Annotated in this window: 22 protein-coding genes; 5 read left to right on the forward strand and 17 right to left on the reverse strand. The window is 75.0% G+C overall.

The window, feature by feature from the left end:
* Window positions 1–4 precede the first annotated feature (4 nt).
* From hypF to ACFWP2_RS23450, 12 genes are all read right to left on the reverse strand, one after another.
* Window positions 5–2,344: a carbamoyltransferase HypF gene (gene hypF / locus ACFWP2_RS23395; RefSeq protein WP_380454434.1), complete on the reverse strand. Its 2,340-nt coding sequence runs from the start codon at window positions 2,342–2,344 to the stop codon at window positions 5–7.
* Window positions 2,341–3,156 carry a hydrogenase nickel incorporation protein HypB gene (hypB, locus tag ACFWP2_RS23400; RefSeq protein WP_380454436.1) on the reverse strand — a complete coding sequence of 272 codons (816 nt, stop codon included), beginning with the start codon at window positions 3,154–3,156 and terminating at the stop codon, window positions 2,341–2,343. Before hypB ends, hypF begins: the two co-directional genes overlap by 4 nt.
* A gap of 5 nt (window positions 3,157–3,161) precedes the next feature.
* Complete coding sequence (gene hypA / locus ACFWP2_RS23405) at window positions 3,162–3,605, reverse strand: hydrogenase maturation nickel metallochaperone HypA (protein WP_380454438.1); 444 nt, start codon at window positions 3,603–3,605, stop codon at window positions 3,162–3,164.
* A gap of 148 nt (window positions 3,606–3,753) precedes the next feature.
* On the reverse strand, window positions 3,754–3,858 hold the full coding sequence (locus ACFWP2_RS23410) for a DUF6893 family small protein (RefSeq protein ID WP_380454440.1): 105 nt from the start codon (window positions 3,856–3,858) through the stop codon (window positions 3,754–3,756).
* On the reverse strand, window positions 3,852–4,361 hold the full coding sequence (locus ACFWP2_RS23415; protein ID WP_380454442.1) for a hydrogenase maturation protease: 510 nt from the start codon (window positions 4,359–4,361) through the stop codon (window positions 3,852–3,854). Before ACFWP2_RS23415 ends, ACFWP2_RS23410 begins: the two co-directional genes overlap by 7 nt.
* Before the next feature lie 44 nt (window positions 4,362–4,405).
* Window positions 4,406–5,779: a hypothetical protein gene (locus ACFWP2_RS23420; protein ID WP_380454444.1), complete on the reverse strand. Its 1,374-nt coding sequence runs from the start codon at window positions 5,777–5,779 to the stop codon at window positions 4,406–4,408.
* The gene (locus tag ACFWP2_RS23425; protein ID WP_380454446.1) at window positions 5,776–6,420 is read right to left on the reverse strand and encodes a DUF6084 family protein; all 645 of its coding nucleotides are present in this window, start codon (window positions 6,418–6,420) and stop codon (window positions 5,776–5,778) included. Before ACFWP2_RS23425 ends, ACFWP2_RS23420 begins: the two co-directional genes overlap by 4 nt.
* On the reverse strand, window positions 6,417–7,064 hold the full coding sequence (locus tag ACFWP2_RS23430) for a DUF5947 family protein (protein ID WP_380454448.1): 648 nt from the start codon (window positions 7,062–7,064) through the stop codon (window positions 6,417–6,419). The genes ACFWP2_RS23425 and ACFWP2_RS23430 overlap by 4 nt, the downstream gene beginning before the upstream one ends.
* The gene (locus ACFWP2_RS23435) at window positions 7,061–7,528 is read right to left on the reverse strand and encodes a thioredoxin (RefSeq protein ID WP_380454450.1); all 468 of its coding nucleotides are present in this window, start codon (window positions 7,526–7,528) and stop codon (window positions 7,061–7,063) included. The genes ACFWP2_RS23430 and ACFWP2_RS23435 overlap by 4 nt, the downstream gene beginning before the upstream one ends.
* On the reverse strand, window positions 7,525–9,312 hold the full coding sequence (locus ACFWP2_RS23440) for a nickel-dependent hydrogenase large subunit (protein ID WP_380454452.1): 1,788 nt from the start codon (window positions 9,310–9,312) through the stop codon (window positions 7,525–7,527). Before ACFWP2_RS23440 ends, ACFWP2_RS23435 begins: the two co-directional genes overlap by 4 nt.
* A gap of 152 nt (window positions 9,313–9,464) precedes the next feature.
* Window positions 9,465–10,538, reverse strand: a complete 1,074-nt coding sequence (locus ACFWP2_RS23445) for a hydrogenase expression protein HypE (protein ID WP_380454454.1) — start codon at window positions 10,536–10,538, stop codon at window positions 9,465–9,467.
* 132 nt (window positions 10,539–10,670) lie between these two features.
* Window positions 10,671–12,359 (reverse strand): hydrogenase maturation protein, encoded by a 1,689-nt coding sequence (locus ACFWP2_RS23450; RefSeq protein ID WP_380454456.1) that lies wholly within the window; start codon window positions 12,357–12,359, stop codon window positions 10,671–10,673.
* Between the two features lie 147 nt (window positions 12,360–12,506).
* Here ACFWP2_RS23450 and ACFWP2_RS23455 point away from each other — a divergent pair, with 147 nt between their 5' ends.
* Window positions 12,507–12,938 carry a GNAT family N-acetyltransferase gene (locus ACFWP2_RS23455; RefSeq protein WP_380454458.1) on the forward strand — a complete coding sequence of 144 codons (432 nt, stop codon included), beginning with the start codon at window positions 12,507–12,509 and terminating at the stop codon, window positions 12,936–12,938.
* A gap of 382 nt (window positions 12,939–13,320) precedes the next feature.
* Here ACFWP2_RS23455 and ACFWP2_RS23460 read toward each other — a convergent pair whose 3' ends face one another.
* From ACFWP2_RS23460 to ACFWP2_RS23470, 3 genes are all read right to left on the reverse strand, one after another.
* On the reverse strand, window positions 13,321–13,896 hold the full coding sequence (locus tag ACFWP2_RS23460; RefSeq protein ID WP_380454460.1) for a TetR/AcrR family transcriptional regulator: 576 nt from the start codon (window positions 13,894–13,896) through the stop codon (window positions 13,321–13,323).
* Between the two features lie 87 nt (window positions 13,897–13,983).
* Window positions 13,984–15,375 (reverse strand): amidase, encoded by a 1,392-nt coding sequence (locus ACFWP2_RS23465; protein WP_380454462.1) that lies wholly within the window; start codon window positions 15,373–15,375, stop codon window positions 13,984–13,986.
* Window positions 15,362–15,589 carry a hypothetical protein gene (locus ACFWP2_RS23470; RefSeq protein WP_380454464.1) on the reverse strand — a complete coding sequence of 76 codons (228 nt, stop codon included), beginning with the start codon at window positions 15,587–15,589 and terminating at the stop codon, window positions 15,362–15,364. The genes ACFWP2_RS23465 and ACFWP2_RS23470 overlap by 14 nt, the downstream gene beginning before the upstream one ends.
* A gap of 176 nt (window positions 15,590–15,765) precedes the next feature.
* On the opposite strand from ACFWP2_RS23470, the gene ACFWP2_RS23475 reads away from it, so the two are divergent.
* Entirely contained in the window at window positions 15,766–16,656 is an 891-nt protein-coding gene (locus ACFWP2_RS23475) for an MBL fold metallo-hydrolase (RefSeq protein WP_380454466.1), read from the forward strand.
* Window positions 16,657–16,804: 148 nt separating this feature from the next.
* Here ACFWP2_RS23475 and ACFWP2_RS23480 read toward each other — a convergent pair whose 3' ends face one another.
* Complete coding sequence (locus ACFWP2_RS23480; RefSeq protein WP_380454470.1) at window positions 16,805–17,926, reverse strand: PP2C family protein-serine/threonine phosphatase; 1,122 nt, start codon at window positions 17,924–17,926, stop codon at window positions 16,805–16,807.
* Window positions 17,927–18,288: 362 nt separating this feature from the next.
* Between ACFWP2_RS23480 and ACFWP2_RS23485 the strand changes: the two genes are divergently transcribed.
* The 3 genes from ACFWP2_RS23485 (at window position 18,289) to ACFWP2_RS23495 (ending at window position 20,982) form a co-directional block, all read left to right on the forward strand.
* Window positions 18,289–18,780 (forward strand): signal peptide protein, encoded by a 492-nt coding sequence (locus tag ACFWP2_RS23485; RefSeq protein WP_380454472.1) that lies wholly within the window; start codon window positions 18,289–18,291, stop codon window positions 18,778–18,780.
* 370 nt (window positions 18,781–19,150) lie between these two features.
* Window positions 19,151–20,416, forward strand: a complete 1,266-nt coding sequence (locus tag ACFWP2_RS23490) for a PP2C family protein-serine/threonine phosphatase (protein WP_380454474.1) — start codon at window positions 19,151–19,153, stop codon at window positions 20,414–20,416.
* Window positions 20,417–20,496: 80 nt separating this feature from the next.
* Complete coding sequence (locus tag ACFWP2_RS23495) at window positions 20,497–20,982, forward strand: hypothetical protein (RefSeq protein ID WP_380454476.1); 486 nt, start codon at window positions 20,497–20,499, stop codon at window positions 20,980–20,982.
* 11 nt (window positions 20,983–20,993) lie between these two features.
* Here ACFWP2_RS23495 and ACFWP2_RS23500 read toward each other — a convergent pair whose 3' ends face one another.
* Window positions 20,994–22,289, reverse strand: coding sequence for a zinc ribbon domain-containing protein (locus ACFWP2_RS23500; protein ID WP_380454478.1), 1,296 nt, complete (start codon window positions 22,287–22,289; stop codon window positions 20,994–20,996).

Here is a 22,289-nt window from a genome sequence, read left to right on the forward strand (position 1 = left end):
GCGCTCACTCCTCTCGGGCGGCCGACGACCGGGCGGCCACCATCAGCTGACCCAGCGCCAGCCCTCCGTCGTTGGGCGGCACCCGGCGGTGCCGCAGTACGGTGAAGCCGTCCTCCCCGAGGCCGCTCGCGCAGGCCGAGGAGAGCAGCGCGTTGGCGAAGACCCCGCCGCTGAGCGCCACCGTGGTGGTGCCGTGCCGTTCCCGGGCGGCGGCACAGACCCGCCGGACCAGTGCGGCCACCGCGCGGTGGAAGCGGGCGGCGACCAGCCCCGCGGGCGCACCCGCGGTCACGTCGGCCACCACCGCGGCCAGCACCGGCCCGGGGTCGGCGATCCAGCCGTCCGCCGGGGCCTCCGGGGCCGCCGACAGGCCGAACGCGTAGCCGTCCGCCGGGACCCTCGGAGCCGCCGACAGGGCGAACTCGCAGGCCGCCGCCTCCAGTTCGACCGCCGCCTGGGCCTCGTAGCCGGCCCGCTGGCAGATCCCGGCGAGCGAGGACACCGCGTCGAACAGCCGGCCCATGCTGGAGGTCGGCGCGCAGTTCAGGTTCCGCTCCAACTGCCGTTCCAACAACCGTAGTTCCTCGCCCTCGCAGGCCCGGACCGGCGGCAGCTGCGGCAGCCGGGGCAGCCCGGCGGCGCGCAGGTGGGCGAGCGCCGTCCGGTAGGGGCGCTCGACGGCCGCGTCGCCGCCGGGCAGCGGCACGTACCGGAGGTGGGCGAGGCGGCGGAACCCGTCGTAGTCGGCCAGCAGCACCTCGCCGCCCCAGATCGCGCCGTCCTCGCCGTAGCCGGTGCCGTCGAAGGCCACCCCGAGCACCGGCCGGCCGCCGTCCAGGCCGTGCTCGGCCATCACCGCGGCGACGTGGGCGTGGTGGTGCTGCACCCGGTGCACCGGCCGGCCGGCGGCCGTCCGCTCGGCGTGCCGCAGCGAGCGGTAGCCGGGGTGCCGGTCGGCGGCCAGCAGTTCGGGCCGCACGCCCGTGACCGAGCCGAGTTGCTCGACCGCCCGGTCGAAGGCCCGCAGGGTGGCCAGGTCGTCCATGTCACCGATGTGGCCGGACAGCCAGGCGTAGCCGTCCCGGGCCAGCGCGAAGGTGTTCTTGAGGTCTCCGCCGACGGCCAGGACGGGTCGGACGGGCACCGGCAGCGGGATCGGCAGCGGCGCGTACCCGCGCGAACGGCGCAGCGGCAGCTGTTCCCCGTCCACCACCCGCACCACCGAGTCCTCGCACGGGACGTGGATGGGCCGGTCGTGGGTGAGCCAGCCGTCGACCAGCGGGGCGAGCCGCTCCAGCGCCTCCCGGTCCTCGGTGACGATCGGCTCGCCGGAGAGGTTGGCGCTGGTCATCACCAGCAGGTCCGGCCCGGGGGCGGCGAGCAGCAGGTGGTGCAGCGGGGTGTACGGGAGCATCACCCCGAGGTCGGGGCTGCCCGGGGCCACCCCCTCGGGCACCGGCAGGCCCGTGCGGCGGAGCAGGACGATCGGCCGTACGGGCCCGGTGAGCAGTTCCCGCTCGACCGGGCCGACGGGGAGCAGGCGTTCGACGGTGGCGAGGTCGCGGGCCATCACGGCGAAGGGCTTGTGGGCGCGCCGCTTGCGCCGGCGCAGCAGGGCGACGGCGGCGGGGTCGCGCGCGTCGCAGGCGAGGTGGTAGCCGCCGATGCCCTTGACGGCGAGGATCGCGCCGTCGGCGAGCAGCCGCCGGGCCTGCGCCAGGGCCCGTTCCCCGGCCAGTCGGGTCCGTCCGGGCTCGGTCAGCGCGAGGGCGGGCCCGCAGGCGTGGCAGGCGACGGGCTGGGCGTGGAAGCGGCGGTCGGCGGGGTCGGTGTACTCCCGGGCGCAGTCCGGGCACATCGGGAAGCCGGCCATGGTGGTGTTGGCCCGGTCGTACGGGAGGCCGGTGACGATGGTGTGCCGGGGGCCGCAGTTGGTGCAGCTGATGAAGGGGTGCCGGTGGCGCCGGTCGGCCGGGTCGGCGAGTTCGGCCAGGCAGTCGGCGCAGGCGGCCGTGTCGGGCGGGATTAGGGTGGTGCGGGGGCCGTCGGGACTGGACGGGACGATGCGGAAGCCGGTGGCGCCGGTGGCGGCGAGCGGGGCCTGCTCCACCGAGTGCACCTGGGCGAGCGGCGGGGCGTCGCCGGCCACGCGGCGGCAGAAGGCGTCCAGGGCGTCCGGGCTGCCCTCGACCTCGACCAGGACGCCCTCCCCGGTGTTGGTGACGGTGCCGGCCAGGCCGAGTTCACCGGCCAGCGTGTGGACGAACGGGCGGAAGCCGACCCCCTGCACCAGGCCGCGGACGGCGACCCGCCGGCGGTCGAGGCCGGGGTGACCGGCCGTCACGCGTTCTCCCCCGCGGCGGAGTGGGCGTGCTGGTGGCCATGGCCATCCCCGTGCCCGTGCCCGTGCCCGTGGTCGTGGTCGTGGTCGTGGTCGTGATCATCCCCGTGCCCGTGGTCGTGCGGCACCGCCGCCGACATCACCGGCCAGTGCGGTTCGGCCCCGTCCAGCACGGCCAGCGCCCGGTCCAGCAGCGCCCCGACGCCCTCGCCCGTCCGGGCGGAGGTGTGGAGCACCGTCACCCCGGGGTTGACCCGCTGGACGTTGGCCAGGAACGCCGCCTCGTCGAACTCGGCCGCCGCGGCGAGGTCCGCCTTGGTCACCAGCACCAGGTTGGCCAACCCGAAGGCCGTCGGGTACTTGAGCGGCTTGTCCTCGCCCTCGGTCACCGAGGCCAGCACCACCCGCAGCGTCTCGCCGAGGTCGTAGGCGGCCGGGCAGACCAGGTTGCCGACGTTCTCGACGAACAGCAGGCGACAGTCGGCCGGCAGCCAGCCGTCCAGGTGCCCGGCGAGCATCCGCGCCTCCAGGTGGCAGAGCCCGTCGGTGAGCACCTGCTTCACCGGGGCGCCCGAGCGGGCCAGCCTGCGGGCGTCGTTCTCGGTGGCGAGGTCGGCGGTCAGGGCGGCGACCTTCACCCCGCGCCGCCGGGCCAGCGCCAGCTCGGCCTCCAGCAGCGCGGTCTTTCCGCTGCCGGGGCTGGACAGCAGGTTCACCGCGACCGTCCCCCGCGCGTCCAGCACCTCGCGCAGCCGGCGGGCGCTGTCGTCGTTGCGGGCGAGGACCGCCTGACGGAGGTCGACCGTGCGGCACATCGGCATCAGCCTTTCTGTTCGGCCCGGACGTCCCGGACCTCGGCCCGGACGTCCCCGGCTTGGGCCCGGACGTCCCCGGCTTGGGCCCGGACGTCCCCGGCTTCGGCCCACTGGACGTCGAGGATCTGCAGCTCGCGGCCGGCCAGCAGCTCGACGCCGCCACCGCCGCAGCAGCTCGGGCAGCCGAGGTCCGGCGGCATGCCGACCGCCCACTCGACCGCGCAGGGGGTGCAGCGGGCCCGGGCCGGGACGGATTCGGTCTCCAGCACCGCGCCCGCCACCAGCGTTCCGGCGCAGGCGAGTTCGAAGCAGAAGTCGAGGGCCTCTGGTACCACACCGGCCAGCTCCCCCACCCGCAGGCGTACGCGCGCCACCCCGGGGGCCCCGTGTTCGCGCGCGGCCGTGTCCACCTGCTCGACGACGGCTTCGGCGATCGACATCTCGTGCATGGGTCCCTTCCCGGGCCGGGCGCGGCAACGCGCCCCATTACAGGGCGCGGTGGCGGCGTCGGCCCGCAGCCGCGCCGCCACCGCACGCGGGGCTGCGCCGTTCGCAGCAACGCGCGCCCCGCATCGCGTCACGTACGGTCGCATCCGTCTACATCCGGGAGATGTGCAGGTACCGCTTGATGTCCGGCAGGCTCTGCCAGAGCAGTGCGCCGATTGCCGCCAGCAGGGCGACGCAGAACAGTTTCCTCAGCATGGTGTTGTCTCCTTCTCCGGCTGCGCGGCCTCGTCCACGACCCGCAGGACCACTCGGACCGCCTCCTCCACGGCGGCGGCGACGGGCTCGCTCAGCCCGATGCCTTCCTCCAGCGAGGCCGGCTCGCAGCCGACCACCAGCACCCGCTCGGGCGGCCGGCCGCCGGTGCCGGCGGCGAGCGTGGCCAGCAGCGCCAGGACGGCGTCCGGCCCCATTCGGTGCCCGTCCAGGACCGGTACCTCCAGCGGCCGGCCGGCGTCCGCCTCGATCAGGTAGACGGTGCCGGGCACCCCGCCCCGGCAGGTGGCGTCCACCAGGACGGCGGTGCGGTGGCCGTCGAGCAGCCGGTACGCGAGGTCCACGCCGCGCACGCCGACGTCGGCCACCTCGACGCCGGCCGGCAGCGGGTGGGCGGACAGCCGCCGTACGGTCTCGACCCCGAAGCCGTCGTCGCCGAGGAAGATGTTGCCCACCCCGGCGACCAGCACCGTCGAGCCCGTCACGCCCCCTCCGGTCGCCCCCGTCACGCCCTGGGCGCTCGGACCCGTCACGATCCCTCCAGCGGCGTGACCTCGTCGGGCTGGAAGTAGCGGAAGCGCCCCTGGGCCCGCCACAGGTCGGCGCCCGGGTCGTCCTCCACCGTGACGGCCAGGTGCACCGAGCCGTCGAGGTCGTGCAGCACCGCCTCCACGATGCCGGTCCGCCCGTCCAGGAAGAGGTCCTGGGCGTCGGTGCGCCGCAGGCCGGGCCGCAGCAGCACCCGGCTGCCGGCACCGACCTCGTGGCCGTCGACCAGCACCCGGTCCCGTTCGGGGTCCACCTCCGGGTCGGCGCCCGGGTCCCACCAGGGCTGTTCGGCCCCTTCGGCGCCGCCGCCACCGGTGACCTCGCGCAGCCCGCGGATCGCCCCGTGCAGCCGCTCCAGAACCTCTGGGGGCATGGACTCGGCCAGGTCGATCACCGCGCCGGCCCGCTCGTCGGTGCCGCGGGCCTCCCGTTTCTCCTCCTCGGTCAGGGCGGCCGTCCGCAGCGCGAGGATCTCGTCGATCTCGGTGGCGTCGTACAGCGTGCCGAGGCTCTCCGGGGCGACCCGCGGGTGGTCCTCCAGGATGATCGGCGAGGACAGCACCACCCCGCGCTCGGCCTCCGGCCCGGCCAGGACCGGCCAGGTGCGCTCGTTGCGGCACCGCTCGACCGCCGGGCGGGCCCACTCGGGCGGGTCGGTGACGGACAGGAAGGGGCCGTACTCCAGCCCGAGCAGCAGGTGGGCGGAGACCAGCGAGCGCGGCAGCGCCTGGTCGCGGGTGGCCCCGCGGGGCGGCCGCCAGGGGGAGGTGTTCTCCAGCTCCACGGTCAGCTTCTGCGCCCGGTAGGGGCCGGGCACCTCCTCGGCCCGCAGCCAGAGCAGTCCGTCGACCTGTTCGCGCCGCCGCACCAGCCGGCCGACGACGGCGCCGTCCTCGTGCACCAGCCCGGTCTCGCCGACGCCGGGCAGCCGGAACGGCCGCTGCACCCCTTCGCCCTCCAACTCCTCGACCGGGACCAGGATTTCGACCCGCTCCTCGACTCCCTCGTCCCACTCGACGAGGTCCCGGTCGGCCAGCTCCAGCCGCTCCACCGACTCGAAGCCGGCGGCGGTGGCCCGTTCGACGGTGCGCCGCTGGACCCGCAGGAAGCGCAGCTCGACCGCCAGCCGGTCCCCGCCGCGCGCCTCCATCAGGCACTCGGTGCGCTGGTGGGAGTGCTCGCCGCCCACGGCGGTGTACTCGGGCGGCACCAGGACGCCGAACTGCCAGCGCAGCCGGTTCTTGGCCGCCGAGGCGCGGTACGGGTAGAGCACGTAGCCCTCCAGCAGCACCGCGTCGGCGATCTGCCGGGCGGCCGCGAAGCCGCGCTCGATCCGCTCCGGGAAGCCGCTCACCGGACCGTCCCCTCGACGGCGGCCGCCGCGAGCAGCTCGCGCACCGTCGCCTCCCAGGAGGGCAGGGCCCGCCGGGAGCGGTAGGCCAGCAGCTCGTCCATGACGTCCTCCGGCAGCCGCAGCCAACCGCTGCCGGGGAAGTGCCGGTCGATCGCCTCCCGCCACACCCGGACCGGCATCCGCACCCTGGCCTCCCGGTCCCAGGAGACCGGGCTGACCTGGAAGCCGCCGGGGCCGGCGAAAGCGGTGCCGGAGAAGAGCAGCAGCAGCGGCACCTCGCCGCCGTCCAGCGCCCGGAAGTAGCGGGCCGAGGCGACGTCCTGGTCGTAGGTGCAGGGCACCGCGAGGTCGATCTCCGTCCCGCCGGTGAAGCCGGGCACCAGCAGCGGGACGGTGGCGAACTGGACCGGGTTGAGCGTGGTCGCCCAGCGCCGCCGCTCGCCGAACAGATCGGCCAGCCGCTCGCCCTCGGCGTCGCCGTACGGCCGGCGGCCCGGTTCGATCCGCAGCTGGCACTGGAGGGCGAGGGCGTGCACCCGGGTGTCGGCCGGGGCCGTGACGCGCAGCCGGAACACCAGGGTCGGCCCGGCCGCGTACGGGTCGGAGCGCACGCCGGTGCAGTCGAAGCCGAGCGCCGTCACGCCGTCACCTCCGCGGGCAGCGGGCGGGCCCGGTCGGCCAGCCGGGCGAAGAACGCGTCGAGTTCGGCCCGCGCCTCGGCGCCGCCGTCGAAGCCGTGCCAGCACCGCCGCAGCCGCCCGACCAGCTCGTAGCAGACGTCGATCGGCACCAGGAAGCACGCCACGCCCTCCTCGGTGCGGCGCAGCAGCAGCGCCTCCACGTCCGGTTCCAGGGCGTCGGCCAGTCGGCTGCCGCCGAGGGCGCGCTGCCAGGCCCGCTCGTCCAGCTCGCTCTCGGTGGCGCCGGCCGGGCCGGGGTAGAAGGCGAGCAGCTGGTCCATCACCGTGTTGCGGAACAGGAAGGCGGTGCCGACCGGGATGCCCAGCACCGACCAGGCCTGCTGGTCCAACTCGTCGTCCGGGTCGGCGAGGTAGCGGTCCGGCACGGTGCGGAAGCGGCCGCCGGCCGCGCCCGGCTGCTGGAACAGCAGGCCGCAGGCGGTGCAGGCGCAGGCCAGGGCGCGCTCCTCGACGTCCACCAGGTGGCGGTGGCCGGTGGGCAGGTCCCGGCCGCAGAAGGCGCACTGCTCGGGGCGCGGCGGGGCCGGTTCGCGCAACCGGTGCAGCAGGGCGGTGCCGTCGCGGGAGATCCGGCGGGTGTTCATCGCGCCTCCGCGGGCTGCGGCGGACGGGTGCCGATCTGGAGCAGTTGCGGGGCGCGTTCCAGTTCCACGGCCGTCACCTCGGGCGCGTGGCAGGCGAGGACGGCCGCCACGTCCTGTTCGCCGCAGCCGCAGCCGGTGGCCGTGCGGCGCAGCCGCAGGACACCGGTGGCCGGGTCGAAGCCGGTCACCTCGACCCGCTCGGACAGGGCGGCCAGCGCCCGGTCGATCCGGGCGGGGAGGTCCTCGGGGTGCAGGTCGTGCAGGAGCAGCAGCCCGGCCACGGCCGGGTCGTCCAGCATCCGCTCCAGCGCGGGCGGGGGCAGCGCCGGGACCATCCTGGCCAGGCCCTGGCCGTAGAACTCCATGAGTTCCCGGACGAGTTGCTCGCCCGCCTGCTCGGCGCCGCTGCCGGCCAGGTCGTCCAGGGCCTGCTGGATCCGCTGCCCGGTCTGCTCGGCCGTCATGCGGTGAGCCCGCTCAGACCGGTGGGCACGTGCATGGTCTGCATGGTGCGCCCGCCGCCGACGTACATGTGCACGCCGCAGGGCAGGCAGGGGTCGAAGCTGCGCACCGCGCGCATGATGTCGATGCCCTTGAAGGTCTCCGGCGGGTTCTCCTCGAAGATCGGGGTGTTCTGCACCGCGTCCTCGTACGGTCCCGGCGTGCCGTAGCTGTCCCGGACGCTGGCGTTCCACGGGGTGGGCGGATACGGGTGGTAGTTCGCGATCTTGCCGTCGCGGATCACCATGTGGTGCGAGAGCACGCCGCGCACGGCCTCGGTGAAGCCGCAGCCGATCGACTCGTCGGGCACCTCGAAGCGCTCCCAGGTCTGGCTGCGCCCGGCGCGGACCTCGTCGAGCGCCTTCTCGGCGAAGTGCAGGGCGGCGGCGGCCGCGTACGCCTGGAAGTAGGTGCGGGCGCGGTTGCGCTCGATGGCGTTGCTCCACTGCGGGATCTTCCACTCGAAGGTGACCTCGGGCTTGGTCATCGAGCGGGGCAGGTTGATCAGCACGCTGTGGCCGGTGGCCTTGACGTAGCCGATGTCGACCAGCCCGGACAGGGCGGTGGACCACAGGCGGGCGATCGGGCCGCCGCCGGTGTCGAGGGCGAGGTGGTCCTTGCCGTCGAACCAGCGCGGGGACATCACCCAGCTGTACTTGTCGTCGAAGTTCCGCTTCTGCGGGGCGGGGATGGTGTGCTGGTTCCACGGGTGCCGGGGGTCGACGGGGTTGCCCAGCGGGTCGTGGGTGACGAAGAGGTCCTTGCCCTGCCAGTCCTCGTAGTAGGAGCTGCCGAGCAGGATCCGGATGCCCAGGTTGATCCGCGTCAGGTCGTTGGTGACGAGCTTGCCGTCCACCACGACGCCGGGGGTGACGAACATCCGCCGACCCCAGTCCGTCATGTTGCGGTAGGTGAAGTCGCAGTGGTCGGGGTCGTTGAGGCTGCCCCAGCAGCCGAGCAGGACCCGGCGCCGGCCGACCTCCTCGTAGCCGGGCAGGGCCTGGTAGAAGAAGTCGAAGAGGTCGTCGTGCAGCGGAACGACCTTCTTCATGAACTCGACGTAGCGCATCAGCCGGGTCAGGTAGTCGGTGAACAGCTGCACCGTGGCGACGGTGCCGACACCGCCCGGGTAGAGCGTGGAGGGGTGCACGTGGCGGCCCTCCATCAGGCAGAACATCTCCCGGGTGTAGCGGCTGACCTGGAGCGCCTCGCGGTAGAACTCGCCCTCGATGGGGTTGAGCGAGCGCATGATGTCGGCGATCGTCCGGTACCCGTGGTCGCCGGCGTGCGGGGCCTCGGTGCGCTCGGCCTGCTCCAGGACGCCGGGGTTGGTCTCGCGGACCATCTTCTCGCAGTAGTCGACGCCGACCAGGTTCTCCTGGAAGATGTTGTGGTCGAACATGTACTCGGCGGCCTCGCCGAGGTTGATGATCCACTCGCCCAGGTGAGGGGGCTTCACCCCGTACGCCATGTTCTGGGTGTAGACGGAACAGGTGGCGTGGTTGTCACCGCAGATCCCGCAGATCCGGCTGGTGATGAAGTGGGCGTCGCGGGGGTCCTTTCCGCGCATGAAGACGCTGTAGCCGCGGAAGACCGAGGAGGTGCTGTAGCACTCCGCGACCCGCTTCTGCTTGAAGTCGATCTTCGTGTGGATGCCCAGGCTTCCCACGATCCGGGTGATCGGGTCCCAGGACATCTCGGTCAGGCCGCTGCCGTCGCCGGCCGCCCTGGTGGTCGGTGTTGCCATCGTTGCTGTCGTGTCCTTGTCTCTGGGATCGGGCCCCGGCGTCTCCGGGAGCGGGCCCCGGCGGGCGGGCGGAGGTCGGCGAGCGGGCGGGTCGGTGAGCGGGCGGGGGTCGGCGGCGGCCGCACACCGGGCGGTGTGCGGCCCCACGGCGGTCACCAGGGCGGGCGGTAGCCCGTCGTCAGGTGGCGGCCGGTGTGACGCCACTTCGGTTCCTTGTCCAGGGTGTTCAGCGTGACCGCGCGCAGCCGGCGGATCAGTGAGCCGTACGCGCTGCTGGCACCGGAGGAGATCCGTGAACCGGGCGGCGGGTCCATGAAGGGCATGAACTTGTCCGGGAAGCCCGGCATGGTGCAGGCGATGCAGATGCCGCCCACGTTCGGGCAGCCGCCGATGCCGTTGGTCCAGCCGCGCTTGGCGACATTGCACTTCACGACCGGGCCCCAGCAGCCGAGCCGCACCAGGCACTCGGGCGTGCCGTAGTCGGTGGCGAACTGCCCCTGCTCGTAGTAGCCGCCGCGGTCGCAGCCCTCGTGCACGGTGGCGCCGAACAGCCAGGCGGGCCGCAGCTTGTCGTCCAGCGGGATCATCGGCGCGGAGCCGGCCAGCTGGTACAGCAGGTAGGTGAGGGTCTCGGCGAAGTTGTCGGGCTGGATCGGGCAGCCCGGCACGCAGACGATCGGCAGTCCGGCCTTGGACTTCCAGTCCCAGCCGAGGTAGTCCGGCACGCCCATGGCGCCGGTCGGGTTGCCGGCCATCGCGTGGATGCCGCCGTACGTGGCGCAGGTGCCGATCGCCACCACGGCGGTCGCCTTCGGGGCGAGCCGGTCCAGCCACTCGCTGGTGGTGATGGGCTGTCCGGTGGCGGGGTCGTCGCCGAAGCCGCACCAGTAGCCCTCCTTCTTGATCTTCTCGTTGGGGATGGACCCCTCGACGACCAGCACGAACGGCTCGATCTCGCCGCGGTCGGCCTTGAAGAACCACTCGACGAAGTTGTCCGCGCCCTGGACCGGGCCGCATTCGAAGTCGATCAGCGGCCAGTGCACCGCGACCCTGGGCAGGCCGGGCAGCGCGCCGGTGACGATCTCCTCGATGCTGGGCTGCATCGCGGCGGTGAGCGAGACGGAGTCGCCGTCGCAGCTGAGGCCCGCGTTGATCCAGAGAATGTGCACCACGTCGGTGTCGGTTGTTGCAGCTGTTGCAGTCGTTGCAGCGGTTGCAGCACCCATGAGGACGCCTCCTCGGGGATGGGAGCCGAAGGGAATGGCTCGAAGCCAGTCATAGCAACGGTCCGGGCCGGGCGCCGGTCCGCGCGGCGCGAGCCGGGGCCCGGGGAGGCAAGCCCGGCAGGGCCGTTCGGGTCACGATCGGGTGGCGGTCCCAGTCGGCACCGGGCGCTTGCGGACGAATGCGGAACGCAGCGCGTGATACGGCGATTCGGGTGTGAAGAACTGCCGGTGCATCACCGCGAGCTCCTCCTCCCGGTACGCGTCGAGCGGTTTCGTCCGCTCGTCGGCCTCGCGTGCGGCCTTCTTCGCCGCGATCCGCCGCTGGGTGGTGGGCGAGGCGGCGAGCAGCCCGGCCAGGTGGGCCGCGGCGGGCCCGAACTCCTCCGGCCCGCAGGCGAGCACCCGGTCGACCAGGCCGATCCGCTCGGCGGTGGCCGCGGAGACCGGCAGCGCCTGGCGGGTCAGCCGCTCGGCCGTCGCCGCGCCGACCCGGCGCGGGAGGGTGTACGTCCAGTACTCCGACCCGTGCAGCCCCATCAGCCGGTAGTGGGGGTTGAGGACGGAGCCGCCGCGGCACCACACCTCGTCCGCCGCCAGCGCCAGCATCACCCCGCCGGCCGCCGCGTTGCCCCCGACGGCGGCGACCACCAGCCGGTCGGTGGTGGTGAGCACCGCGTCGACGACCTCGTCCATCGCGGTGATGTTGTCCCAGGATTCGACGGCCGGGTCCGCCGCGGCCTCGATCACGTTGAGGTGGATGCCGTTGGAGAAGAAGTCCCGGCCGCCGCCGAGCACCAGCACCGAGGTCGGGCGGGCGAGGGCGAAGCGGTAGGCGGCCAGCAGGCGGCGGCAGTGGCCGGTGGACATCGCGCCGCCCGGGAAGGAGAAGCGCAGGAAGCCCACCGGGCCGTCCTCGCGGTAGCGGAGGTCCGACCAGACCGGGCCGTCCTCCCCCTCCGGCATCAGGGGCGCCGCCAGTTCCGGCAGGGCGGGGAGCAGGCCGCCGAGCGCCGTCACGGCGGGGAGCTTGATGCCCGCCGGGCCGCCGGGGGTGTGGCGGCGGAGTTCGGGGATCCAGACGGCACCGTCCGTGGTGGCCCGGCAGAGGGCTCCGGCCCGGGTGGCGAGCAGCTCGCCCGGGCAGCCGCGCAGCACCGGCTCGCGGTGCCCGCCGTGGAGGTACCACGTGCCGCCGCACAGCTCGTCGAGCACCCCGGGCCGGGAGTCCGCGGCCCGGAGCCCGCGCAGCACCGTCTCGGTGCTGTCGGCCGCCCAGTCGATCCGGCGCTCCTGCTGGCGCAGGGCGGGCCGGGTGCGCACGGTGGCGCTCCAGCCGGGGCCGGACTGCGGCTGCGGTGCGTAGGTGCCCGAGGCGAAGCGCTCCACGGCGAGCAGGGCGGCCGCCACCGCGGCGTCGGAGACCTCGTTGCGGTAGAGGTCGCTCTTGCCGTACCCGGGCAGCCGGCAGGGCGCCCAGGCCCAGACCGGCCCGGCGTCCATCTCCGCCTCGGCCTGGAGCACCGTGACGCCCCACTCGGTGCGGCCCTCCCGGATCGCCCGGTCGAGGGAGGACGGGCCGCGGTCGCCCGGCGGGCCGGGGTGGACGATCAGGCAGGTGAGCTGCGACCAGAGCTCCCGCGGGATCGCCGTGCGCAGCATCGGGGCGAGCAGCAGGTCGGGCTTCAGTCTGCGCACGGCATCGAGCAACTCCTCGTCGTCACCCGCCAGTTGGACGTTCACGCTGTGGCTACGGTCGCGCAGTTCGGCGTGCAGCCGCTGGCTGAGGCTGTTGAACGCGCTGGCGAGGAGAAGAATCCGCATGTCCGCCTCCGACGGGGTGGTGCTCCGGGAACCCGGCGATCATCGCTTCCGCCCTCACGGCCCCCCGCGCCGTCCGGCATGTCGTGCCGCGCGTTCACCCGAGCGGCCGGAGCCGGGCGGCCGGGCCGACCGGGTAGCATGTAAGCCATGAATATCTCAGGTGACCCTTACGAGCTTCGCCCCGGCGTGCCCACCGTCGAGGTCTTCCGCCGCCTGCGCACCGACGCCGGCCTCTCCGACAAAGCCCCCGAGGCGGTCGCGCTCGCCCTGCCCAACACCTGGTACGGCGTGGTCCTCCACCACGAGGGCGAACCCATCGGCATGGGGCGGATCATCGGCGACGGCGGCACCGCGTTCCAGGTCACCGACATCTGCGTCCACCCCGCGCACCAGGGCCGCGGTCTCGGCAGGCGCATCATGGCAGCCCTCACCGAGGAGCTGGAACGCCGGGCCCCCGCCACCGCGTACGTCTCGCTGATCGCGGACGGCCCGGCGCGCTTCCTCTACGAGAAGTTCGGCTTCGCGGACACCGCCACCCACGACTCGATCGGCATGTACCGCCTCATGGGCGGGCGCTGACGGCCCGACGGCCCGCGATGCCGGCGGCCCGGGCGGCCGACCGGAGGTGCTCGCGGCCGGCCGCCGGGCGGGGACTACAGCGGCAGGACCTGCCAGTCGCCGAAGGCGGTGGGCGTCGTACCCGCGCGGAAGCGCCCCCGGCCGTCCCCGTGCCCTCGGCCGCGACCGCGCGGGTCGCGCTCCCCCTGGCCAGGACGGGTGCGGCGAGGGCGGCGAGTGCGACGGAGCCGAGAAGTCGCCGTCGTCCGATTGCCATGCGATTCCCCCCACGTCGAGATCGGCATGTGATCACGCCACGAGGAGGCTAACCCATGGTCGAGCGGACGGTGCCATCAGCCGCGTTCCGCGCATGTGCCGCGGGGGAAAGGTGATTGACGTTCCGTCAGTCCGATGCGCGGGACGGTGTGCCGAGCAGGTCGGCGACCAGGCGGCGGGCGTGGTCGGGGCCGAGGCCGGCGGGGCGGAAGAGGATCCGGTACATCAGGGGCGCGACGAGGTGGTCCATGGCGGTCTCGACCCCGGGGGCGTCCTCGCCGCGCGCACGGGCGCGGGCGAGGACCAGGGCGAGCTGGTCGGCGGCGTAGTCCGAGCACCGGCCGGCGTTGCCGCCGTCCGGGGCGCCGAGCAGGGCGTCGCGGACGTAGGCGCGGCCGGAGGCGGAGGCCATCTCGTCGAGGAACTGCTCGGCCCAGGCGGTGAGGTCGGCGCGCAGGCCGCCGTGGTCCTCCGGCTCGCTGTCGGGGCGCAGCCGCTCCACCGCGACGTCGGACAGCAGCTCGGCCAGGTCGCCCCAGCGCCGGTACACCGTCGACGGGGTGACACCGGCCCGCTGGGCGACCATCGGCACGGTGAGCGCCTCACGGCCCACCTCCGCCAGCAACTCGCGCACCGCGGCGTGCACCGCCTCCTGGACGCGGGCGCTGCGCCCGCCCGGGCGGACCATCTGCCGAGGACTCATACCGCCATCCTAAAGCGCCGCCTTTGCGTTTGGACGGGCCCGGGCACGGCCCCGGGACTCCGGCCGCTCCAGGCCCCGGGGGCCCGCTCAGACCACCGGTGCGAGCACCCGCGCGGGCCGTGTCCGCTCGAAGGCGTGGCCGACCCGCAGCAGCGTCCGTTCGCCGAGCGGCCGCCCGAGCAGTTGCAGGCCGATCGGCAGGCCCGCCGCGTCGTGGCCGGCCGGGACGGACAGCGCGGGCACCCCGGTGACGTTGGCCGGGGCGGAGAGCCGGACGTAGGCGTCCGAGACGCTCTCGGTGGTGCCGTCCGGCCAGGTGACCGTCTCCTGGCCGACCCGCACCGCCGTCGTCGGCACGGTCGGGGCGGCGATCACGTCGACCTCCGCCAGGACCCGCGCCCACGCCTGCCGGATCAGCGTCCGGGCGCGCTGGGCACGCAGGTAGTCGCCCGCGCCGATCAGTTCGCCGGCCTCCAGCAGGACCCGGACGTCCGCCTGGTACAGCTCGGGGACGGTGCGCAGCGTGCGCGCGTGGTAGGCGGCGGCCTCGGGCGCCGTCAGGCCCCACAGGGTGGGCACGAGGTAGCGGGCCATCGGGATCTCCACCTCGACGGGCCGGGCGCCGAGTGCCTCCAGCTGGGCGACGGCGCGGTGGACGGCGGAGGCGACCTCCTCGTCGACGCGGTCGAGGTAGTAGGTGTTCGGCACGCCGACCCGCACGCCGGTCAGGTCCGGATCCCGCTCGGGCCGGTAGTCGACGGCGGGGGCGGCCAGCGAGGCGGGGTCGCGCGGGTCGTGCCCGGCGAGGGCGGCCAGGGCCAGGGCCGCGTCCTCGACGGTGCGGGTGATCGGGCCCACGTGGTCGAGCGACCAGGACAGCGAGGTGACGCCGTGGCGGGGCACCAGCCCGTAGGTGGGTTTGAGGCCGACGACCCCGTTCAGCGCGGCGGGCACCCGGATCGAGCCGCCGGTGTCGGTGCCGAGGGCGAAGGTCGCCGCCCCGGCGGCCACCGCGACGGCGGACCCGCCGCTGGAGCCTCCGGCGACCCGGTCGGGGTCCCAGGCGTTGCCGGTCTGCGGGGTGGTCAGGCCGTAGGCGAACTCGTGGGTGTGGGTCTTGCCGGCCAGGACCGCGCCGGCGGCCCGCAGCCGGGCGGCGACCGTGCTGTCGGCGGTCGCGCGGTGGCCGTCCCGGACCCGGGAGCTGGCGCTGGTGGGTGTTCCGGCGACGTCGATCAGGTCCTTGAGTCCGACCGGGACGCCGTGCAGCGGCCCCCGGTACCGGCCCCGCGCGATCTCCCACTCGGCCCGGCGCGCCGCCTCGCGGGCCTGTTCGGCGGCGACGGTGACGTAGGCGCCGAGGCGCGGCTCCACCCGGTCGATGCGGTCGAGGACGGAGTCGACCAGTTCGACCGGGGACAGCCGCCGTTCCCGGATCCGCGTCGCGGCGGCGCCGAGGCTCAGCTCATACGGCTGCATCGGGCCGCTCCTCCGCGTCGAGGTGCTCCGCTTCCGCGCGGTAGGCGGCGCCGGGCGGGGTGTCCCCGAGGTCCAGCTCCCGCAGGACGGCGACGACGGACTGGATGTGTTCGGCGGTGGCCGCCACCGCGGCGTGGCGCTCGGGCGGCAGGTCGAGTCCGGCCCGGGCGGCCCAGCGGGCGGCCTCGGACGGGGTGAGTTCGACGGAGGACATGGGTGCGCTCCTGATCGTGGGCGGCGGGTCGGGCTTGCGGGGGCGGCTCGCAGGGGTGGGCTCGCGGAGGCGGGACGCCCCTTCACCAAAAGCCAAGGAATTGCGTTAACGCGACTGTAGGTCCTAGGCTCTCCTTAACGCAAACAAATGGCTTTTACGGCAGAGGAGCCGGCCCCATGCCCAGCACCCGTACCCCCTCCTGGACGGTCGGCGACGTCACCGTCCACCGCATCGACGAGATCCCGCTGCCGCCCGCGACCGGACGGTGGCTACTGCCCGACGCCACCCCCGGGACGGTGGCCGGCCAGGACTGGCTGCACCCCGACTTCGCCGACGCCGACGGCGCGCTGCGCCTGGACAGCCACAGCTTCGCCTTCGAGCTGGACGGGCTGCGGGTGCTCGTCGACACCGGCATCGGCAACGGCAAACAGCGCGCCAACCCGGCCTGGCACGGCCTGCGCACCGACTACCTGCGGCGCCTCGCCACCGCCGGGTTCCCGCCGGACTCCGTCGACCTGGTGGTCCTCACCCACCTGCACGCCGACCACGTCGGCTGGAACACCCGGGAGGTGGACGGCGACTGGGTGCCCACCTTCCCCCGCGCGCGCCACCTCACCACCCGCGCCGAACGGGAGTTCTGGGCCGGCTACGCCATGGACGAGGCACGCGCCCTGATGTTCCGCGACTCGGTGCTCCCGGTCGAGCGGGCCGGCCTGCTGGACCTGGTCGACGTCCCCGCCGGGGGCCTGGCGATCGCCCCGGGCCTGCGCCTGCTCCCCACCCCCGGCCACACCCCGGGACACGTCGCCGTCGAACTGACCAGCCGGGGCCGCACGGCGCTGATCACCGGGGACTGCCTCCACCACCCGGTCCAGCTCGCCCACCCCGCCGTCGGCGCCTGCGTCGACATCGACCCGCAGCGCTCCGAAGCCACCCGCCGCGCCCTGCTCGACTCCCTCGCCGGCACCGACACCCTGCTGCTCGGCACCCACTTCGCCCCGCCCACCGCCGGCCACGTCGTCGCCCACGGGGACGCCTACCGGCTGCGGCCCGTCCCCCCGGCCTGAGCCGGGGCGGGGGATCCGACGGCCTGCCGACGGAAGTGGGGCTGCCGTTCCCGTCGAGCGCGCTCCGCCGGACGGGGACGCGCTCGCCGGTCGAGGCCCGCGACGCCGTGGAGCCCGGTGAACCGGCACCTCATGGCGACCCGCGCGATCAGCCGAGCCCGGGGCCGCGGCCGGCCGCGGCCGCCGACTCCACCGGGGGCGTCCGGACCGCGAGCAGGGCGGTGTCGTCCGTCAGCCGGCCGCCGGTGTGCCGGACGACCGCGGCGGCCACCTCGTCGACCAGCCGCCCCGGGTCGAGCGTCCCGGGGCCGCCGGCCAGCCGGTCCAGGTGGGCGCGCAGGGAGAAGAAGGCGCCCGTACGGTCGCGGGCCTCGGTCACGCCGTCCGACACGATCAGGACCGTCTCGCCCGGGCCCAGGCGCACCCGGCGCACCTCCGGCAGCCCGCCGGCCAGCTCCGCCAGCCCGATCGGCGCCCCGTCGCCCGGCGGCAGCTGCCGCACGCCCGCGGGGCCGAGGACGTGGGGGCTGTCGTGGCCGAAGTTGACCACCTCCACCTCCCCGGGCGCGTCGGCGCGGAACCAGAGGACCACCGCGGTGGCGAACCGCTCCTCCCGCTCCCCCAGCCGCTCCGCCAGCAGGTTCTGCCGGAGCAGCCGCTCCTCCATCCAGCCCGCCACGGTGGCGAGGTCACGCTCGTGGAAGGCGGCCTCCCGGAAGCAGCCCACCAGGGCCGCCGCCGCGGACACCGCCGGCAGCCCCTTGCCCTGGACGTCGCCGAGGATGACCCGCGCCCCGAACGGGGTGGCCAGCACGTCGTAGAAGTCGCCGCCCACCCGGGCCTCGACGTCCGCGGCCAGGTAGCGCGCCGCCGAGTCCACCCCGCCCCAGCCCGGGGGCACCGGGCGCAGCACCACCTGCCGGGTGGTCTCGGCCGCGCCCTGGAGGTGGCGGACGTAGTCGGCGGCCCGGGCGCGGAAGACGCTGATCGGCACCGAGAGGACGGCCCCCGCGATCACCAGCAGGAAGTCCTCGATCCCCTGGGTCTTGCCCCAGAGGCTGTCCAGGGCCGGATAGGCGGCGACGGCGAGGAGGGCGAACAGCCCGGTGACCACCGGCCCGCAGAGCCCGGCGGCCGCCACGGGGACCATGACCAGCCAGCTGACGGACGCGAAGGTCGCGGGCGTGGCCGCGTCCACGCCCACCACCAGCGCGAACACCGCCAGCGGCACCAGCCAGGAGCGGTGACCGTACCGGATCAGGATCGGCATCGGCTGCTCCGGCTCCTCCACCGAACGTGCCCGCAAGCCGTCCCTCCCCTTCCCTCGACCCGGCCCCGGCCTTCGGGCACTCCGCGCGGCGCGCGGCCGCCGGTCGGAGGCTGGGCCCAAGGTAAGGGGCCCGGTCCCGGCACGGGCGGTGCCCCGGCCCCACCGCTCCGGCGCTCGCACGTTCGGCCCAGTGCGAGCACCGCTCCCCACCCCGCTCCCCACCCCGCGGCCCGGCCCCCGCCGGCCCGCCGCCGGCTCACGGCGTGCGGCTTTCCGGGTGAGGGGGCAGGGTGGTGCCGTACGGACCTGACCGGACCGGTCGGCGCACCCGCGTGCCCCGTCCGCCGGCCGAAGGAGGCGCCATGCGCACCCCGAAGTTCCCCCGTCGGAGTCTGGCGTTGGCCGCGGCCCTCGCCGCCGTGCCGACCGCCCTGCTCACCGCCCCGGCCCAGGCGGCGACCGGCACCCCGACCGCGGCCGGCGCCCCGCCGACCGGCTTCGTCGAACTGCCCGCCTCCCCGCTGCCGCCCGACCACGCGCAGCGGGTGATCACCGTCTCCTACCGCAACGACTCCTCGGCCGACCGCACGGTGGCGCCGCAGGTCCTCATCGAGTCCCCCGCGAACGGGCCGTTCCTCGACCCGGCGAGCATCCGGCTCGAAGTGCTCTCCACCGACGGCCACTGGCGCACCCTGCCGCTCGCCAGCCAGACCGGCACGCTGTACACCCGGCTCGCCTCGGCCAAGCTCGTCCTGCACGGCCACCACACCCTGACCGAGCGCTACCGGATCACCGTCGTCGGGACGGCGCCGGCCCAGGGAACGGTCGAGCCCAGGGTGGCGCTCTACGGCTGAGTCACCCTCGATCGGAACCGCCGTGTCACCTCGGGCCCGGGACGCAGGGCGCCTACAGCCCGGGCGTGCAGGGGGCGATGCCGACGATCAGGATGTCGCGCCGGGGTCCGCCGGGACGGTTACGCCCGGCTGGGCGCCGCCGACCTGCTCCCAGTGCTCCCGGTCGGCCTCCGACACGGGTCCGTCTCCCCGCCCGTGTCCGGCGGCGTCCCTCCACGCCGGCACGCCCCGGGCGGCCGCACCGCCGTGGCGTCCGGGGCGTGCGGATGAGCGCGGCCCGCGCGGCGGCCCGGGGCAGCCCGGTGGACCGGGCGGACCGGATGGACGGACGCCGACCGGGTAGACGCCGGTCCGCAGGAGGTTCCAGGTGATGAGAGGTGACCGCGCCGACCTGGGCGAGGTGCTCGCCCGGGTACTCGTCCGTTCTCGCGCGCTCGCGCCCCGGGAGCTGTACGGCCTGGTCCGGGACGCAGCCCGCGAGCTCGGCGCCGACGGCGCGCAGGTCTTCCTCGCCGACGTCCAGCAGCGGTACCTGGTCGCACTGCCCGACCCGGCGGTCCGGGCCCGGCCCGGGCCCGGGGAGGCCGGACACCGGATCGAGGTCCAGGGCACGCTCGGTGGCCGGGCCTACCGGCTGCAGCGGACCCACCTGTCCGCCGGAGAGCCCGCGACGGGCTGGTTCCCGCTGGTCGACGGGATCGAGCGGATCGGCGTCCTGCGGGTCGAGGCCGAGGAACTGGACGAGGTCATGGCCGAGTGCTGCGAAGCGCTGGCCTCACTGGTCGCGCTGCTGCTCGTCTCGAAGAGCTCGTACAGCGACTTCATCGTCGAGCTCACCCGCGGGCAACCGATGAGCCTCCAGGCCGAGCTGCTGTGGTCCTTCCTCCCGCCGCGCACCATCGGCACCCGGGACGTCACCTCCAGCGCCGTCCTGGAACCCGCCTACGACGTGGGCGGCGACGCCTTCGACCACGCCACGGCCGGAAGCCGGCTGCACCTGTCCGTGTTCGACGCCATGGGCCACGACCTCGCGTCCGGCGGGGCCAGTTCCGTCGCGCTCGCGGCCTGCCGCTCCACGCGGCGGGCCGGCGGTGGTCTGTCCGACATCGCCCGGACCATCGACCAGGCACTGGTCCGGTGGATTCCGGACCGGCTGCTCACCGCCGTGATCGCCGACCTGGACACCGCGAGCGGAGAGCTGTCCTGGATCAACTGCGGCCACCCTGCGCCCCTGCTCATCCGTGACCGCCGCGTGGTGACCGGCGCCCTGCAACGGCCGGCCCGACTGCCGCTCGGGCTCGGCTTCCACGAGCACGAGGCACTGCCCGTCCACCGGGCCCGGCTCCAGCCCGGCGACCGGGTGCTGGTCCACACCGACGGAGTCACCGAGGCCCGCTCGGCCGCCGGTGAGCTCTTCGGCGAACAGCGCCTGGCCCAGACCCTCGTCCAGCACATGGCCGGCGGGGAGCCCGCCCCGGAGGCCCTGCGCCACCTGATCCACGACCTGGTCACCCATCAGGACCACCGGCTGCGGGACGACGCCACGATCCTGCTGGTCGAGTGGCACCCCGTCCGGGGCGGGCCCGCGGCCGGGGCCGGTTCCGGCGGCGGGGACGGCGGCGGGGCCTGGACCTGACCCGCGGTCACCGCAGACGGCCCTCGCGGGCAGGATGGCCCACGCGGCGGGTGCCGCCGCGACACCACGGGAGACTCCGCATGGCCGACTACTATCCGTACCGCATCGCGACCAGGAGAGGGGACCTGACGCTGATCTGGAGCCCCGGCGAGGGCGACGCACCCGATGAGCTCCTCATCGACGACCGCGGCGCACTCCTCGCGTTCCGGGACCTCGAGACGCTGCGGGAGCACTGCGACCGCCACGGTCGGGAGCTGGTCCAGGAGGGCGAAGGCACGCTCGACCTGGCCGCCGTACGGCGCTGGGTCGAGCACCCCGGGCTCGGCCCGGTGCCGGCCGGACTGCTGCTGGACGCGTGGAACTTCTTCGAGGACCTCGCCCACAGCCTGAAGTCCGGCCCGCGCCTTCCCTCCCAGGGACCGGTCCACGACAGCGCCTACGAGAAGGTCTTCGGCGGTGACGCGCTCGAACCGACCGCCGGGGAGGGGGCCTGGACGGAGGAGGAGACCGCGGCCGTGCGCGAACTCCTCCGGGCCGGACTGGACCTCTGGGAGCACGCGGTGTGACGGACCGGGGGTCAGCTGCGTTTGAAGAACTCCACCTCCGCGAGTGCGATGGCCCGGCCGGGACCGGTTCCGGCGGCCTCCCGGACGGTCAGCTTCACCTGGGTGACGTCGCTGAGTCCGGTCTGCACGGTCTGCGGTCCGGGTCGGTCGTTGAGCGGGACCTGCTGGGTGTGGACCTCGCCGTCCTCGGCGGTGACCTCCAGGGAGAGGACGATCGGGCGGGCCTGCTGCTGGAAGTGCTGCGGGTCCACCGAGTCCCCGGTGTGGACGATCAGGTCGACCAGCCGGAACGGGGTGCGGAAGGAGAAGGTGACGGAGTCCCCGATCGCGGGCGCCCCCCAGTAGGTGTTGGTGAGGCCGTCGTCCGCGGCCGTGGCCGGATGGCCCTCGACGGCGGCGCTCGCCGCCGTGGCGGACGGGGTGACCGGCGCGGTGCTGCGGAGCTTGTCCAACACGTCCTGGAAGGCGACCTTGCCGGCCGGGTACAGCAGGATCCCGGCGATCACCACCGCGATCAGCACGAGCAGCGCGATGGTGCGGCGCAGCGCGTTGCCCGAACCGCCGATCCGCACCCGGCGCCGGAACGGCCAGCGGGTGCGCCACCAGGGCAGCTCGGGCGCGGCCGCGGTGGGGGTCAGCGGGGCGGCGCAGCGGCGGCAGAACTTCCGCTCGGGCAGGTTGGGCGTGCCGCACTGGGGGCAGGGCGGGCCGTCCTGGGTCTCGACGGCCTCGGCCGGCCGGCTGACGGGACGTGGCGCGACGGGCTTGGCGGGCTGGACGGCCACCGGGTCGGCCTGCGGCGCGGGGGCGGGAGCCGGGGCCTGCGCGGGAGCCGGCCGGACGGGGGCGGTGCTCGGGCGCGGGGGCTCGGGCGTCCGGGGCTCGGCGGGCGGGGGCTCGGGCGACCGGGGCTCGGCGGGCGAGGCGGGCGGCTGCTCCGGCTTGGCCTCCGCCTCGGGTTCCTCCTTGGCCTCCGGCTTGGGCGCCGCCTTCGTGTCCGGCTTGGCTTCGGCCTTCGTGTCCGGCTTGGTGTCCGGCTTGGCTTCGGCCTTGGGGCGCGCGATCCGGCGCGAGGTGCTCCGCCGGGCGGACTCGACGGGCGCGGGCGCGGGCTCTGGTGCGGGTACGGGCGCGGGCTCGGGCTCGGGCTCGGCCCGCGCGGGGGCGGGCGCCGCCACGGGCGCGGCCGTCGGCGCCGCCGCCGGGGCGGGGGCAGCGCCGCGCGACCAGCCGAGGTAGGCGCCGCAGTTGCCGCAGAAGTCGTCCCCCTCGCCGTTGGCCGTTCCGCATTCGGGGCACACCGGCAT

The sequence above is a fragment of the Kitasatospora sp. NPDC058444 genome (assembly GCF_042721415.1).
In the GTDB taxonomy this organism is placed as follows: Bacteria; Actinomycetota; Actinomycetes; order Streptomycetales; family Streptomycetaceae; genus Kitasatospora.

Excerpts from the sequence above, each read along its gene's own strand:
- hypA (WP_380454438.1), bottom strand. The coding sequence starts at position 3,605 with ATGCACGAGATGTCGATCGCCGAAGCCGTCGTCGAGCAGGTGGACACG.
- ACFWP2_RS23495 (WP_380454476.1), top strand. The coding sequence starts at position 20,497 with ATGGCCGACTACTATCCGTACCGCATCGCGACCAGGAGAGGGGACCTG.
- ACFWP2_RS23490 (WP_380454474.1), top strand. The coding sequence starts at position 19,151 with ATGAGAGGTGACCGCGCCGACCTGGGCGAGGTGCTCGCCCGGGTACTC.
- ACFWP2_RS23435 (WP_380454450.1), bottom strand. The coding sequence starts at position 7,528 with ATGACGGCCGAGCAGACCGGGCAGCGGATCCAGCAGGCCCTGGACGAC.
- hypB (WP_380454436.1), bottom strand. The coding sequence starts at position 3,156 with ATGTGCCGCACGGTCGACCTCCGTCAGGCGGTCCTCGCCCGCAACGAC.
- ACFWP2_RS23500 (WP_380454478.1), bottom strand. The coding sequence starts at position 22,289 with ATGCCGGTGTGCCCCGAATGCGGAACGGCCAACGGCGAGGGGGACGAC.
- ACFWP2_RS23460 (WP_380454460.1), bottom strand. The coding sequence starts at position 13,896 with ATGAGTCCTCGGCAGATGGTCCGCCCGGGCGGGCGCAGCGCCCGCGTC.
- ACFWP2_RS23445 (WP_380454454.1), bottom strand. The coding sequence starts at position 10,538 with ATGGGTGCTGCAACCGCTGCAACGACTGCAACAGCTGCAACAACCGAC.
- ACFWP2_RS23440 (WP_380454452.1), bottom strand. The coding sequence starts at position 9,312 with ATGGCAACACCGACCACCAGGGCGGCCGGCGACGGCAGCGGCCTGACC.
- ACFWP2_RS23480 (WP_380454470.1), bottom strand. The coding sequence starts at position 17,926 with ATGCCGATCCTGATCCGGTACGGTCACCGCTCCTGGCTGGTGCCGCTG.
- ACFWP2_RS23485 (WP_380454472.1), top strand. The coding sequence starts at position 18,289 with ATGCGCACCCCGAAGTTCCCCCGTCGGAGTCTGGCGTTGGCCGCGGCC.
- ACFWP2_RS23450 (WP_380454456.1), bottom strand. The coding sequence starts at position 12,359 with ATGCGGATTCTTCTCCTCGCCAGCGCGTTCAACAGCCTCAGCCAGCGG.
- ACFWP2_RS23475 (WP_380454466.1), top strand. The coding sequence starts at position 15,766 with ATGCCCAGCACCCGTACCCCCTCCTGGACGGTCGGCGACGTCACCGTC.
- ACFWP2_RS23455 (WP_380454458.1), top strand. The coding sequence starts at position 12,507 with ATGAATATCTCAGGTGACCCTTACGAGCTTCGCCCCGGCGTGCCCACC.
- ACFWP2_RS23430 (WP_380454448.1), bottom strand. The coding sequence starts at position 7,064 with ATGAACACCCGCCGGATCTCCCGCGACGGCACCGCCCTGCTGCACCGG.
- ACFWP2_RS23410 (WP_380454440.1), bottom strand. The coding sequence starts at position 3,858 with ATGCTGAGGAAACTGTTCTGCGTCGCCCTGCTGGCGGCAATCGGCGCA.
- ACFWP2_RS23470 (WP_380454464.1), bottom strand. The coding sequence starts at position 15,589 with ATGTCCTCCGTCGAACTCACCCCGTCCGAGGCCGCCCGCTGGGCCGCC.
- ACFWP2_RS23465 (WP_380454462.1), bottom strand. The coding sequence starts at position 15,375 with ATGCAGCCGTATGAGCTGAGCCTCGGCGCCGCCGCGACGCGGATCCGG.